Here is a 12,815-nt window from a genome sequence, read left to right as displayed (position 1 = left end):
TGAAATTATTCCACTCTTTTTTATACAATCAATTATAATTATTATTTGACTCTTCACTTTCTAAAGTTTCTTCTTTATATTTTGAGAAATCTTCTTCTGACTTAATTTCTTCTATAACTTCCTCATCTACACCAGGTAAATTATCCTCCTGTGGATATTCATATTGCTCCCCGCGTCGTTTTGCCTGTTTTCGCAGATTAGATACCCAAAATCCTCCACGAAAATGCTGTGGATCATAGGAAATAACAAAAGCTTCAGGATCAAAGGCAATCACATTATTATAAAGTTCCTTTTGATCCTTTCTAGAAGTTAAAATCTCCATAACAAGTCTTTCTCCATCCCTACCATTTGCTATCCACTCTGTCACTCCATAACCTTTTTCTCTTAACATCTCAGAAAAGGAATAGTCAGTATATTTGCTAATAACTTTCACAGTTATATAACCTAAAGCTAATTTTTCCTCAATTTTTGTACCTACAACAACACCTAATGCAAAGCCACCAGCATAAGCAAATAAATTTTGAATTTCATCTAAATTATCTAAAACTAATCCTAATCCAAGTACGTATATAAACGTTTCAAATGAGCTTATTACAGCAGCTGAATATCTTTGTCCCTTTAAAGTAAATAACATTCGTATAGTTGACAAAGAAACATAAACCACATTTATTATTAATATAATTAGTACCATTTCCATATCTATCACCACTCTATTTACGTTTCTTTTAGACCAGTCCCAGTTAAAGGTACTACTAAGTTAAATTCCTGATTTTCTGGCCTTGTTGCAAATTTCACTGCACCTGCAACTCCTACTGCAGCTGTATTTTCAACAAAAATACCACTATAACCCAATTCTTTTTTAGCTTTTGCAATATCTTCCTCGCTTACAATTATAATCTCACCATTACTTTCATTAATAGCTGATATCATTTCTTTTTTTCTAGCTGGATTTTCGACAGCTATTCCTTTAGCAGAAGTCGGTTTATATCTATTGACTTCTATTTTATTATATTCATTATATAATGGGCAACAATTTTCACTTTGTACTGCAATTATTTTAGGTAAATGATCTTGTGTGAGTTCTTTAAACCCTTTATATATTCCTAAAAGAAGGGTACCATTACCTGCTGGTAAAACAATTGCTTCTGGTAATCCTACTTGCTCAAAAATTTCTTTCGAGATTGTTTTAGTACCTTCAAAGAATAATGGGTTATATACATGTGAAGCATAGTACTGACTTTTACATGCTTCTTTGATAGCTCTAGAAGTATTCTCCCGATTTCCTGGTATCTTAACAATTTCTGCCCCATAAGAAGAAATTTGTTGTGTCTTTCCTTGAGGGGTGTTTTCAGGTAGATAAATATGACATTTTATATTTGCAGCTGCTGAGTATGCAGCTATAGAAGCACCTGCATTCCCCGAAGAATCTTCGACTATTTCTGTAACTTGAAAGTCTTTCAATGTACTAACAAGAGTTTTTGCTCCTCTATCTTTAAAAGAACCACTGGGCATATAATAATCTAATTTTAACTTTAAATTAATGCCTTCAATACACTTTTCAATTATCGGAGTCTTAGATTCTCCCAAACTAATTAATTCTATTTTATTTTTTATGGTTGATCCACAATAATCAAAAAGTCCACCACATTCACATTTATATTCTAAACTATTTATAGGATAAGTTTTGTTACATTCTAAACAAATTCTTTGCATAAAAACCCTCCCTAAAACAGGTATTTGGCTATTAAAAAGAAACCCCCCAAAAAAGGGGGGGGAAACTTACCAGTTTTGGTCAACAAGTTCAAAGTGAGCTTTTGGATGATTACAAGCTGGACACTTTTCTGGAGCCTTCGGACCTTCACATCTAAAGCCACAGTTGCCACATCTCCATGTAACTTTTTCATCTTTTTCAAAAACTTTATTCTCTTGTATGTTTTTCATTAATTTCATAAATCGATCTTCATGATATTGTTCTGCAACAGCAATATTTTCAAAAACTCGAGCTATTTCATTAAAACCCTCTTCTTTTGCAACTTTTGCAAATTCAGGATACATTTCTGTATGTTCATGATTCTCCCCATTAGCAGCTTCTTTTAGATTTTCTTCTGTAGTACCTATAACTCCTGCAGGAAAGGTTGCTTGAATTTCAGCCTCTCCGCCCTCTAAAAACTTAAATAATCGCTTAGCATGCTCTTTTTCATGATTTGCTGTTTCTTCAAATATTTTAGATATTTGAACAAACCCTTCTTTTTTAGCCTGACTTGAGAAATAAGTATACTTATTTCTTGCTTGTGATTCTCCAATAAAAGCAGTTAAAATGTTTTTTTCTGTTTTTGTTCCTTTTAAGGACATAGTTTGCCCCTCCCTTTTCTTTATTTTTCTCTTAACTATATTTAGACATACTTCGATGAAAATCCTGCTAAACAAATGATATTAATAAAAATTATTATTAATGCATAATCGTAAAATCAAATTGAACTAAATAAATAACTCCATAGTGCACCCAACTGTAATATAATTAATTCGCCAAAAAACTAATTACAGGAAGGGGGCCACTATGGATCACTTTAATGATACACCAACTCCCGCAATAATAAACACCTAAATGATTTCGAACGAGGAAAAATTGAGTTACTACATAAACAAGGCTAAAGCCCTGGACGAGGCGTTCTTAGAACAGTGTAGTGTTCTATTGGAGTAACAATTTTTATATTACAGTTGGAAACTAGTTCAATTTAATATTGCAATTTAGCAATTATTATTAATATCATTCAAGTAATTTGCTTTCTTACATTAGATATAATTAGTTTTAAACTAACATATACAAGTATAAATGCTACATAAGCATTCAAAAAAGCACCAACTATGAAATTATAAGTAAATAATACCAAAATTTAAATTATCCCAAAACCAAAGAAATTTGATAAAATATACGCAATAGCTTCTATTGCACTAAATTAATAGGGATAAAAGAAAGTAGTGAACTAATACCTATCACAGGTATAAAGTGCCAAAATAGCTATGGCTATCCCTAAGGCAATTTTTGGGGTACTTAGGTTCAATCTAACCCTCTCGGATAATCTTTGTATCGATTTTTTAATTTTGATAACATTTTTTTTAACACCAACTCTATTGACTAATTTCGACTTGCTTTATATGATATTAAAGAATCCATTAATAAAATCACCATTTCATTTATGGTTTACAAAAAATTTACGTTCAGATCAGCTTCTTTTTTTAACTCTGGTACATTTATCATAAAATTGATAAAATGTACCTACATGATCCTAACCCAAATAAATTACATAAAAGGAGGGATTATTATCCCTAGTACAAATAATAAATCCAGGTCTAAAAAAGAAAATAGTAAAAATAAAATGAAAAAAATCAAAATAGCACCAATTGGTTTTTTAAAATTAGCTCTGCTAGCATCTGTAGCAATGATACTCTTAATTGGTGGAGCAGGTTTTGGAATGGTGGTAGGAGCACTTCAAACAGTCCCTGAATTCAATCCAGATCAGTTACAAGCAACTGTGCCTTCTGTTATCAAGGATGCAGAAGGAAACGAAATCACTAGATTAGATAGAGAACATCAACGTGAAGAAATTTCTATAGATAGAGTACCAGATCACGTAGTTAATGCTTTTATTGCTATTGAAGATGCACGTTTTTATGAACATTTTGGATTTGATACAAGAGGGATTTCAAGAGCTGCAATCAATAACATTAAACAAACCGGTAATCCTTTTCAAGGAAGCCAAGGTGGAAGTACAATAACACAACAACTTGTTAAAAATACTTTTTTATCTCCAAAAAGGCTCTTAGAAAGAAAAATTCATGAAGCATGGCTTTCACTCCATGTTGAAAGGATCTATACAAAAAACGAAATCATGGAGTTTTATTTAAATTACGCAACCTATTTTAACCATAATGCTTATGGAATACAAGCTGCAAGTAATTTCTATTTTGACAAAGATGTTAGTGAATTAACTGTTGAAGAAGGTGCCTTATTAGCAGGTATTATAAGACACCCTTCTAGGCTTTCACCACATGAAAACCCTGATTTAGCAAAGGACCGTCAACAAACGGTACTTCATGCTATGAAAGAATATGACTTTTTATCTGAATACGAATATGAAGAAGCTATAAATCGCGAGTTAGAAGAAATGTTAGCTGATATACCAGAACGTGAGTATCCATACCCACATTTTGTTGATTATGTGTTAAACAATGAGGCTAAGCCCATATTAAGAAATCTTATAGAAACATCTGATGATCTACCTGAAAATGTACAAAATGCAGATGATCTTCTCTATCACCAAGGACTGACTATTCACACAACATTAGATAGAGAATTGCAAGCACATAATGAAAGTATTTTTGATGACCCTAGTAATTTCCCAGCTTCTTATGAGGACGAGCATGGTGTCATACAGCCCCAAGGTGCAGTAGTTGTCTCCGATCCAACTACTGGGGAAGTTCGTTCAATTGTTGGGGGACGAAACTATGGCTATAATAATATGTTAAATAGAGTCACCAGTTCACGCTCACCTGGGTCTGCATTGAAACCAATTAATATATATGCACCTGCATTAGAAGAAGGTATAATTACACCTGGAACTATCATTGACGATGCACCAGCACTTTGGGGAAATTGGGGACCAGAAAACTTTACTAATACTTTTAGGGGATTAACAACTATTAGAGATTCTCTAGTAAATTCTTTAAATGTACCAGCAGTTAAGATCTATAACGATAAACTAAACAGAGATTTAGGTATGGATTATGCTGAAAAATTTGGTATAACTACTATAACAGATACTGATCGAACATATCAGTCCGCTGCATTGGGTGGACTTGATCGAGGTGTTAGACCTTTTGAACTAACAGAAGCATACGGAACATTAGCTAATGATGGTATAAAAGTTGAACATCACACTATTACTAAGATTGAAGATCGTCATGGTAATACTATATATGATAAGGAGCCAAATTATGATGTAGTGGTTTCAGAAGAAACAGCTTGGATAATTAACAATATGTTACAAGATGTAATTGATTACGGAACTGCCAGAATGCTTAATTTAGACTTTCCGGCAGCAGCTAAAACAGGAACTTCGCAAGATGTACGTGATGCCTGGTTAGTAGGTTACACACCCGATCTAGTAACTACATTATGGTTAGGTGATGATCACAATACATCTGCTGTACAAAATAGATCTTATTATTTAGGTAACATCATTGAAAGGGTCATGAATTATGCAGTTGATGAAAATCCTTCAGATTTTCATCAGCCTGCCGGTATTAGTGGTCCAATTGCAATAAGTACTAAATCAGGAAAGCTTGCTTCGGACATAACTCCTAATGAGTACATTAGTTATGAGTACTTCCCAGAAGGAGAAGTACCAACCAAAGAATGTAATGCATTTATAGAAGTTGAAGTTTGTACTGCACCACATCCAGAAAACGCAAACGAAGAGGTGTTACTAGCAAGTGAAGATTGTCCTTCTGAATTAGTAGAAACACAAGTTTTCTTAGATAGAAGTAAGCCTGAAGTTACTGATAGTCGGTGGTCTCACGGAGCTGGGCGCTCTACATCTGATGCTTCACTAATGCCACCAAAAGAGGTGTGTGAATACCATGAAGATGATAACGGAAATGGATTCTTTGATTGGTTAGATAGAGATGATGATGAAGATGAAGATGAAGATGAAGATGAAGAAAAGGAAGAAGATCAAGATGATGATGAAGATGATAACGAAATAGAGAAAGAAGATAATGATGACGAAGGTGATAAAGAAGATAATGATGATAATGAAGTTGAAGAAGATGATGAAGAAAACAATAATGACAACGAATAGGTAATATAAAATTAAAGGATCTTAACTGAACCCTGTCAACTAGATAGTAGAAAAAATTAAATGATAGGTATCATTTAATTTTAGTTACTTTCATTTTATTATCAATTGTTTGTTTACTTTCGGTTACAAAACAAGCAATTGATAATAAAACATACAACACAGATCTATGTTACCAAAAAAATCCTTTTTATTCCATCAACACCTTTTTTAAAACTCCGGCTTTTAGGTCCCAAGAGATGGATAAAATATGACAAATAAAAACGGCCAGGCTTTAACCTGGCGTTTTTATTTGTCATATTTTAATCAAGAGCATCCTGTGCAGCTTCTTTGATACCTACGCTTGAGTCAGTAGCTCCACTTACAGAGTCAACTTCAGTAGATTGTTCTTCTACAATTCGCTCAGGAATTTGATTAAAAGCTTCATCGGAAATGCCATCACTTTCATTATGCTCAACAATTTCTACATTCAAAACTTCATCACCTGATACCTCAACCTCTACTTCTAGGTTGTCCAAATTCGTTGTTTTCACCAACTATTTGAGAATCATTAATCCATATAATACATACCACCGTATTGTTCAAATACTGCATCAGCTAAAACGTCACGTCTTGCATCTTCATGAACAGCAGGCATTTTTTCTAATAGAGTGACATCTACACCTTCTTCAGCAGCAGATACGGCTGCGGCTAAACCCGCTCCACCTCCTCCAACTACCACTACGTCACTTTCAAATTCTTCAGTGGTTACATCATCTGTTCCACATCCCACTGTAACCCCTAATAAGTTCTTAGATAAGGATATTAACTTGATTTAAAATTTGTGCAACTTGATAATTTTCATCCTCACTGACTATTTCTCCACTTCTTTCCCAGCCAATAAATTCTTACCTTTCGATCCATAGGTGAAATCAATTTCAGCATTTTGTGAAGCCTCTTCATCTTCAATTTCTCTAGCACCTTCAGGAGTAGCTTGTATCTCTACTTCATGATCTACTGATGCACAACCTGTTATGAAAAATGTTAAACTTGATATTATTACTAAATAAGCTAATCTTTCCCCTAGGATTTAATCCACCTCACTCTTAAAAATTAAACGCAAAATCTAAATCTTTTCTCCGTAAGGGTGCATTTCAAAATCCCTTTATAATAGGATGAAGTCACAGTGAAAAACTACTGTGACTTTAGATGTAAAAAGCATTGTCTACATAAGAGGAGCATAACTGTTTGTCTCGATTTTTAAATATCAAGTTTCATATCGCCTGAGTTTATATACCCCTTCTTTCTCATTAACTCAGATATTATGAGAGCAATTATAGCCGGAAAAATAAAATGAAAAGCAAACATTCTAAAATATATTTCAAATGTCTGAAATCCTTGACCTTCCATAGCTGCTATAGTCCCAAATTGACCAACAAAGCCACTTGTTCCCATCCCTGCTCCTTCTTTAGTATTTTCCATTCGAAATATTGTCGTTACAAATGGGCCTAAAATAGCAGAAGTTAATGTAGGTGGAATCAATATTAAAGGATTCTTTACTATATTAGGTATTTGAAGCATCGATGTCCCAATTCCTTGAGCTAATAACCCACCAATTTTATTTTCCCGATAACTACTAACTGCAAACCCAATCATTTGCGAAGCACATCCTACAGCAGCTGCCCCTGCAGCAATTCCGCTTAAATCCAGCATAATAGCTAATGCAGCACTACTTACAGGGAAAGTTAATAATAACCCCATTGAAACTGCAATGATTGCCCCCATCGGGATAGGATGTAATTCAGTGGCGTATATAAGGAAATCACCTATCACTTCACTCATTAAAAAGTCCAACATTGGACCTACTCTACTTCCTATATAAGTACCAGTAATAATAGTTACAGCAGGTGTTAAAACTATATCAATCTTCGTTTCCTTTGATACAAGTTTTCCTAATTCAGCACCAACTACAGCACCTAAGAAAGCACCTGCTGGTCCTCCCACTTCAGCTCCTGCCATTCCACTAATAGCAGAAGAAAATATGACTAAAGGAGGAGCATTTAAGCCATATGCAACAGCTACCCCAATTGCTGGACCGGTCATATCATTTGCTATTGGCCAAACTGTTTCTATAAAGAATGCTATCCCTAATTTATCACCTAATTCACGTAATATAAGACCAACTATTAAAGAACCAAATAACCCTAAGGCCATGTGGCCAAGGGCATCTATACCATATCTACGTATAGAAATTTCAATATCTTTTCTCTTTAAATAATTGGTTATTTGCTTAATCATTATCTACACTCCTATAAATATAATAACTCACCTTTCATCACAGTTATAGCTTTTCCTGATATATAAACCCGTTCTTTTAAGTCTTTATCTGATTCAATTCTAACTCTTAATTCTCCTCCGCGATCAGAGTCTTGATAGGCTAAAAATTGTGATTTATTTAATTTGTTTTTCCAATAATATGCTAGATTACAATGTGCTGATCCAGTCACAGGATCTTCATCTATACCAACAGCTGGAGCAAAAAATCTAGAGACAAAATCATATGGTGAAGTTCTACTTTTACTAGTTACAATAACACCTCTATCTGTTATTTCAGATAGTAATTTAAAATCAGGTGCAATTTCTCCTAGTTTTTTTTCAGATACAACTTCTACTAGATAGTCAAAACTATTCTTACCAATATAATTTACTGCTTCATGATTAATCCTTAAAGCTTTTATTAAATCATCCAAGTCATTTAGTGGTTCATCTTTTTCAACAGGGAAACTAATTTCAATATAATCATTATTTTTCCCAGTTAAACTTGCTGTAAGAGATCCACTTTTAGTTTTAAACTTTACATTTTTCTTATTAACATGTCTTTCAGAAAATAATACATGTGCCGCTGCTAATGTTGCATGACCACATAAATCTACTTCCATTTTGGGTGTAAACCATCGAAGATTATATGTTTCACCATCATATGTTACAAAAGCTGTTTCAGATAAGTTCATCTCTTGAGCAACTTTTTGCATCCAAGCTTCATTACCTTCATTTTCTAATAAACAAATTGCTGCCGGATTACCCGAAAAAGGCTTTTCAGCAAAAGCATCCACCTGATACACAGGCACCGAAATCATAATGGACCCTCCAGATAAATATTTATTATTAAAATTAAAATAAGGCCCTCTTCTTATAGCTAAACCAGTTTATTATAAACTATTCTTTTTTAGTAAAAATTATCCTTCTTTTTCAAAGAGCTTTTGCTGATTCTTTTATTAGGAAACTTGACACTCCACACGCCAGATTGTCTAACAATTAATCAGAAAATATTACAAAAAAGATGATATTAGCCATCGCTGTCGAATTTATTATAGGGCAGTAGTCGATAGCAAATAGAGTTTCTTGGTAGACTTGAAATAGTAAATGATATAAATAACCAGAGTCAATTATCAAATATGGTAACAAAAATAAGGAGTAGATTCAGTGATCAAAAAATTATAACATTAGCAGATACTGGGTATTTTAATATGTCTGAAATCTAGCAGCAGTAGATGAAAACACAGAAATATTAATTAAAAACAAAGTCAGGTTTTGAAAAGACGAATTTTCAATATGACAAATCAAAAGATATTTATAGATGTCCTTTGGGTTATCCACTAGAGTTAAATGGAACAGCAAAAGCGGGACGAATTATAGCAAGATTTAAAGATGAAGAGTTTATAGATAAAGTACATGAGAATACCATTAGGAAGAAAGATCTCTACAAACTTAGGAGCTCTGTTCTATTTTTTGATTAGAAAATATCTTTCTTCGGTATCTTGGGCAGAAAACAAAATGATAATTAATTAAAGATACGGTTGTTCTTCTATATTCTTGTTTCATATGATTTGATTGTATATGCTTTTGCTTTATGCTACATCTGTAAGTTTTCCAGTTTGTTCAAAACCTCACCCCTTTCTCTTTCTAACTTATTATAAGAAAACTGGCCATAAGGCCAGCCTCATTGTCCTAGATTTGTTATATTTAATTTTACTGGCTTTTTAGGCATATTATAAGTTTGTAAGTAATTCTTAGTTGTTTCTATGTTACTATGGCCTAATTTTCTTTGAACTAAACGAATATCTTCTGAGTCTTTAAAGCAATTAATAGCAAAAGTATGCCTTAATAGTGATGGGGTGATTTGACGTTGCAGTATTGCTCGTTTTCCGTATCTTTTTAACACATTAATTATATATTGACCTGACAACTGTTTTCCATTAGGTGTAGAAAACAAAAAACTGTTTCCATTAAGTTTATAATTAAGTGCATTGAACCATTTCTCAAATAATACTATATCTGTATTATTTAAGGAAAGTGCTCGGCGCTTTCCACCACGACTTTTTTCTACAATAATTCGCTTGGAATGAAGATCTACATCCCCCCAGCGAATTTCAGTTAATTCATAAACTCGTAAACCATAATTTAGCATCATACGAATTAATAGAAAATCTCGTACACCATTAGGTTCTCTTGTATCTGGTTGTTGTAGGAGCCAACAAGCTTCATCTTGAGTTAAAATTGCTGATAATCCACAAATCACTTTGATTTCCCCCTAAGCTAAGTTCTATATTTAATGGTACTTTACTATATTTGCTATCAATTAAAAAATTCCTCCAAAATTATCTAATTTTTTGCAGGAATTTTACGAAGCCAATCGAACATGTATGTGTATTATAGGTGGAATCTTGTTGAAGGAGGGCAAAAAATGAACACAAAAATTAAGTTAGGGAACCATGTAGTTATATCAGCTTGGCTTGCAATCTTTGTTTTATTTAGTTATCGTGCAACATTCTCTGTACTCTTAGAACCTATGGAACACTCTACAGGTTGGAGTGCTGGAGAATTATCATTGGGTTACTCACTTATGATGAGTATCTATGCAATCACTGCATTTTTAAGTGGATTTATTATTGATCGGGGGGGACTAAACCAGCGTATATTATTGGTGCCATTTTTGCTTCATTAGGTTTTTTTATTACAAGCCATGTAATTAGTTACATGCAATATTTAGTTTTTTATTCTATTTTAGCTGGCATTAGAACAGGTATGTTATGGGTTTCATCGACTGTTTCTGTAAGAAAATGGTATGAAGGGTAATCTTATGCCACAATGTGGGGAATCGCCTTTACTAGAGCACCCGCTGCACAAGTTTTATTAAGCTTAGGTGTTGAGAGTATTTTAGAAGAGATGAATTGAAGAATTGCAATGCAAGGTTTATCAGTTGTTGTTTTAGTTGCATTATTAATTGCTGGTTTTCTAGCTAAGAAAAATCCAGAACACTACGGTCTTACCCCTTTTGGGGACACCAGTATTAAAAATGACAATCAGAGTACATGGGATATGAAAGAAGCTTTTACTAAACCTGCTATTTGGGGAGTAATTGGTGCTTTTTTAACTGCTATGATCGGTGAATTTCTATTTGGACACAAGTAGTAAGATTTTTTGTGGTTGATATAGGATTAGACACAGCGACCGCTACTAATCTATATATAATTACAGGTCTAGCAGGTCTTGTTACTATGCACTTATGGGGGTAATAGCCGATAAATCGTGACTAAAGTTGATCACGAAGCGAAAGGGAGAAAATATCTATTAATCTTTGCTCCAATAGTTGGGGTAATAGCTTGCTTAATGTCATTACTGATAAATCAAAGTATTATATGGGGAGCAATAGCTTCTGTTCTATTTGCAATCTACTGGACAATTGAACCTGGTGGTGCAGCTGGCTATACTGGAGCAATATATGGTCAAAAGTCATTAGGTAAAATTTAGGGATTTGCTACTTTAATAGTAATGGGAGTTGGGCCAGCTACAGGGGGAGCTTTATGGGTGGTTACTTGTATGACTTATTTAGAAGCTATAATTATTCTATTGGTTTCGCTTTAGGATCCTTTATAATATCTGCTTTGTTAGCATCTATATTACCTTTAGAAGAAAAGAAAAATTAATCACGAATAAATACCCATTGTTTATCATTACTATGTTTAGATGAATACCGATAATCATCAGCAGTGAATTTTTTTAATTCATGTGGATCTTGTATACCTTTTTTTACAATATATCTTACCATTTTTCCACGAGCCTTTTTAGCTGAAAATCCAATAACTCGATATTGGCCCTTTTTAAAATCTTTAAATACTGGGGTTACAACATTTCCTTGTATTTTTTCAGTGTTTAACACACCAAAATATTCTTTAGAAGCTAAATTAACCAAGAATTTATGATGACTTTGTTCAACTAATTCAGTTAATCTATTTGTGATCTTTATTTGCCAAAATTCATATAAGTTTTTATATCCATTTAGTTTAAGTTTAATAGACATTTCTAAACGATATGGTTGAATTATATCTAAGGGTTTTAAAAGACCATAAAGTCCTGAAATTATACGTAAATTCCTTTGAGAAAACTCTAATTCTTGATCGTTAAAGTCTTCAGGATAAATTTCCTTATATACACTACCTTGATATGTAAAAAGAGCTTGCTTTCCATCATCTAAGTTGGGAGCTTTTTTAAAGGTTTGAAATCTATTATAATTTAGTTTTGCTAGTTCATCACTTATACCCATCAAGCTAGCCAGTTCTTTAGAGTCATATTCTCTTAATTCTTTTATTAATTCAAAAGCATCATCATGAAAATCAGGTTCTGTCTTCATAGTCTCATATTTTGAGTCAAAATCCATTGTTTTACTAGGAGATATTAGAACTATCATCATTCTTCCTCCTTACATCTTTTTCTCTATCATAATAAACTAAATATTGATCTAATTCTTTACTTTTTTTTATTACTTCTGAATGATTAAAATCCCCTTTTTCATAGACAAGTTCTTCTAATTCTTTACGCAGATCTTCTATGTATTGTAATAAAGTATTTCTATCCACTACTAGGCCTCCTTATATTTTATACAAAAAAGAACCCTTTAATTGAATTACATTATAACAG

General features: G+C 33.0%; 16 protein-coding genes and 1 pseudogene. 6 read left to right on the top strand and 11 right to left on the bottom strand.

The features are described 5' to 3' along the window. Positions 1–28 precede the first annotated feature (28 nt). The 3 genes from CDO51_RS08035 to rbr all read right to left on the bottom strand — a co-directional run bounded on the left by CDO51_RS08035 (position 29) and on the right by rbr (position 2,352). Positions 29–697, bottom strand: coding sequence for a DUF2179 domain-containing protein (locus CDO51_RS08035; RefSeq protein ID WP_089023769.1), 669 nt, complete (start codon positions 695–697; stop codon positions 29–31). 17 nt (positions 698–714) lie between these two features. Then, complete coding sequence (locus tag CDO51_RS08030; protein ID WP_089023768.1) at positions 715–1,713, bottom strand: pyridoxal-phosphate dependent enzyme; 999 nt, start codon at positions 1,711–1,713, stop codon at positions 715–717. A 66-nt stretch (positions 1,714–1,779) separates the two neighbouring features. Next, positions 1,780–2,352 carry a rubrerythrin gene (gene rbr, locus CDO51_RS08025; protein WP_089023767.1) on the bottom strand — a complete coding sequence of 191 codons (573 nt, stop codon included), beginning with the start codon at positions 2,350–2,352 and terminating at the stop codon, positions 1,780–1,782. A gap of 1,025 nt (positions 2,353–3,377) precedes the next feature. Here rbr and CDO51_RS08020 point away from each other — a divergent pair. Then, a complete protein-coding gene (locus CDO51_RS08020) occupies positions 3,378–5,861 on the top strand; it encodes a transglycosylase domain-containing protein (protein WP_158212385.1) in 2,484 nt (827 codons plus the stop codon). 299 nt (positions 5,862–6,160) lie between these two features. On the opposite strand, the gene CDO51_RS08015 is transcribed toward CDO51_RS08020, so the two are convergent. The 4 genes from CDO51_RS08015 to CDO51_RS08000 form a co-directional block, all read right to left on the bottom strand. After that, a complete protein-coding gene (locus CDO51_RS08015; RefSeq protein WP_158212384.1) occupies positions 6,161–6,391 on the bottom strand; it encodes an FMN-binding protein in 231 nt (76 codons plus the stop codon). A 17-nt stretch (positions 6,392–6,408) separates the two neighbouring features. Further along, on the bottom strand, positions 6,409–6,630 hold the full coding sequence (locus CDO51_RS15010; protein ID WP_276207010.1) for an FAD-dependent oxidoreductase: 222 nt from the start codon (positions 6,628–6,630) through the stop codon (positions 6,409–6,411). Between the two features lie 467 nt (positions 6,631–7,097). Beyond that, positions 7,098–8,135, bottom strand: a complete 1,038-nt coding sequence (locus tag CDO51_RS08005) for a PTS sugar transporter subunit IIC (RefSeq protein ID WP_205842162.1) — start codon at positions 8,133–8,135, stop codon at positions 7,098–7,100. An 11-nt stretch (positions 8,136–8,146) separates the two neighbouring features. Next, entirely contained in the window at positions 8,147–8,974 is an 828-nt protein-coding gene (locus CDO51_RS08000; RefSeq protein WP_089023763.1) for a PhzF family phenazine biosynthesis protein, read from the bottom strand. 507 nt (positions 8,975–9,481) lie between these two features. Here CDO51_RS08000 and CDO51_RS14015 point away from each other — a divergent pair. Next, a complete protein-coding gene (locus CDO51_RS14015) occupies positions 9,482–9,634 on the top strand; it encodes a hypothetical protein (RefSeq protein ID WP_169710434.1) in 153 nt (50 codons plus the stop codon). Here the strand turns inward: CDO51_RS14015 and CDO51_RS07995 are convergent. Together CDO51_RS07995 and CDO51_RS07990 are read right to left on the bottom strand one after the other, a co-directional pair. Then, positions 9,615–9,719: pseudogene (locus tag CDO51_RS07995) on the bottom strand (transposase); the annotation flags it as partial. The gene CDO51_RS14015 and the pseudogene CDO51_RS07995 sit on opposite strands and share 20 nt — an antisense overlap. Positions 9,720–9,837: 118 nt before the next feature. Continuing rightward, positions 9,838–10,416, bottom strand: a complete 579-nt coding sequence (locus CDO51_RS07990; RefSeq protein ID WP_158212383.1) for a tyrosine-type recombinase/integrase — start codon at positions 10,414–10,416, stop codon at positions 9,838–9,840. A 165-nt stretch (positions 10,417–10,581) separates the two neighbouring features. Here CDO51_RS07990 and CDO51_RS14280 point away from each other — a divergent pair, with 165 nt between their 5' ends. From CDO51_RS14280 to CDO51_RS15005, 4 genes are all read left to right on the top strand, one after another. Next, on the top strand, positions 10,582–10,842 hold the full coding sequence (locus CDO51_RS14280) for a hypothetical protein (RefSeq protein WP_205842161.1): 261 nt from the start codon (positions 10,582–10,584) through the stop codon (positions 10,840–10,842). A gap of 239 nt (positions 10,843–11,081) precedes the next feature. Next, on the top strand, positions 11,082–11,309 hold the full coding sequence (locus CDO51_RS14275) for a hypothetical protein (RefSeq protein WP_205842160.1): 228 nt from the start codon (positions 11,082–11,084) through the stop codon (positions 11,307–11,309). A 117-nt stretch (positions 11,310–11,426) separates the two neighbouring features. Continuing rightward, positions 11,427–11,648, top strand: coding sequence for a hypothetical protein (locus tag CDO51_RS14270; RefSeq protein ID WP_205842159.1), 222 nt, complete (start codon positions 11,427–11,429; stop codon positions 11,646–11,648). Positions 11,649–11,701: 53 nt separating this feature from the next. Beyond that, positions 11,702–11,824, top strand: coding sequence for a hypothetical protein (locus CDO51_RS15005; protein WP_276207009.1), 123 nt, complete (start codon positions 11,702–11,704; stop codon positions 11,822–11,824). Here the strand turns inward: CDO51_RS15005 and yaaA are convergent. Together yaaA and CDO51_RS07975 are read right to left on the bottom strand one after the other, a co-directional pair. Then, positions 11,821–12,585 carry a peroxide stress protein YaaA gene (gene yaaA, locus CDO51_RS07980; protein WP_158212382.1) on the bottom strand — a complete coding sequence of 255 codons (765 nt, stop codon included), beginning with the start codon at positions 12,583–12,585 and terminating at the stop codon, positions 11,821–11,823. The genes CDO51_RS15005 and yaaA overlap by 4 nt on opposite strands. Beyond that, positions 12,563–12,754: an aspartyl-phosphate phosphatase Spo0E family protein gene (locus CDO51_RS07975; protein ID WP_089023760.1), complete on the bottom strand. Its 192-nt coding sequence runs from the start codon at positions 12,752–12,754 to the stop codon at positions 12,563–12,565. The genes yaaA and CDO51_RS07975 overlap by 23 nt, the downstream gene beginning before the upstream one ends. Between the last annotated feature and the right edge of the window lie 61 nt (positions 12,755–12,815).

Source organism: Natranaerobius trueperi, from assembly GCF_002216005.1.
Classification (GTDB): domain Bacteria; phylum Bacillota; class Natranaerobiia; order Natranaerobiales; family Natranaerobiaceae; genus Natranaerobius_A; species Natranaerobius_A trueperi.
This window is presented reverse-complemented; position numbering and strand designations above follow the sequence as displayed.

Excerpts from the sequence above, each read along its gene's own strand:
- CDO51_RS08035 (WP_089023769.1), bottom strand. The coding sequence starts at position 697 with ATGGAAATGGTACTAATTATATTAATAATAAATGTGGTTTATGTTTCT.
- CDO51_RS08030 (WP_089023768.1), bottom strand. The coding sequence starts at position 1,713 with ATGCAAAGAATTTGTTTAGAATGTAACAAAACTTATCCTATAAATAGT.
- rbr (WP_089023767.1), bottom strand. The coding sequence starts at position 2,352 with ATGTCCTTAAAAGGAACAAAAACAGAAAAAAACATTTTAACTGCTTTT.
- CDO51_RS08020 (WP_158212385.1), top strand. The coding sequence starts at position 3,378 with ATGAAAAAAATCAAAATAGCACCAATTGGTTTTTTAAAATTAGCTCTG.
- CDO51_RS08005 (WP_205842162.1), bottom strand. The coding sequence starts at position 8,135 with ATGATTAAGCAAATAACCAATTATTTAAAGAGAAAAGATATTGAAATT.
- CDO51_RS08000 (WP_089023763.1), bottom strand. The coding sequence starts at position 8,974 with ATGATTTCGGTGCCTGTGTATCAGGTGGATGCTTTTGCTGAAAAGCCT.
- CDO51_RS14280 (WP_205842161.1), top strand. The coding sequence starts at position 10,582 with ATGAACACAAAAATTAAGTTAGGGAACCATGTAGTTATATCAGCTTGG.
- CDO51_RS14275 (WP_205842160.1), top strand. The coding sequence starts at position 11,082 with ATGCAAGGTTTATCAGTTGTTGTTTTAGTTGCATTATTAATTGCTGGT.
- CDO51_RS15005 (WP_276207009.1), top strand. The coding sequence starts at position 11,702 with ATGGGTGGTTACTTGTATGACTTATTTAGAAGCTATAATTATTCTATT.
- yaaA (WP_158212382.1), bottom strand. The coding sequence starts at position 12,585 with ATGATAGTTCTAATATCTCCTAGTAAAACAATGGATTTTGACTCAAAA.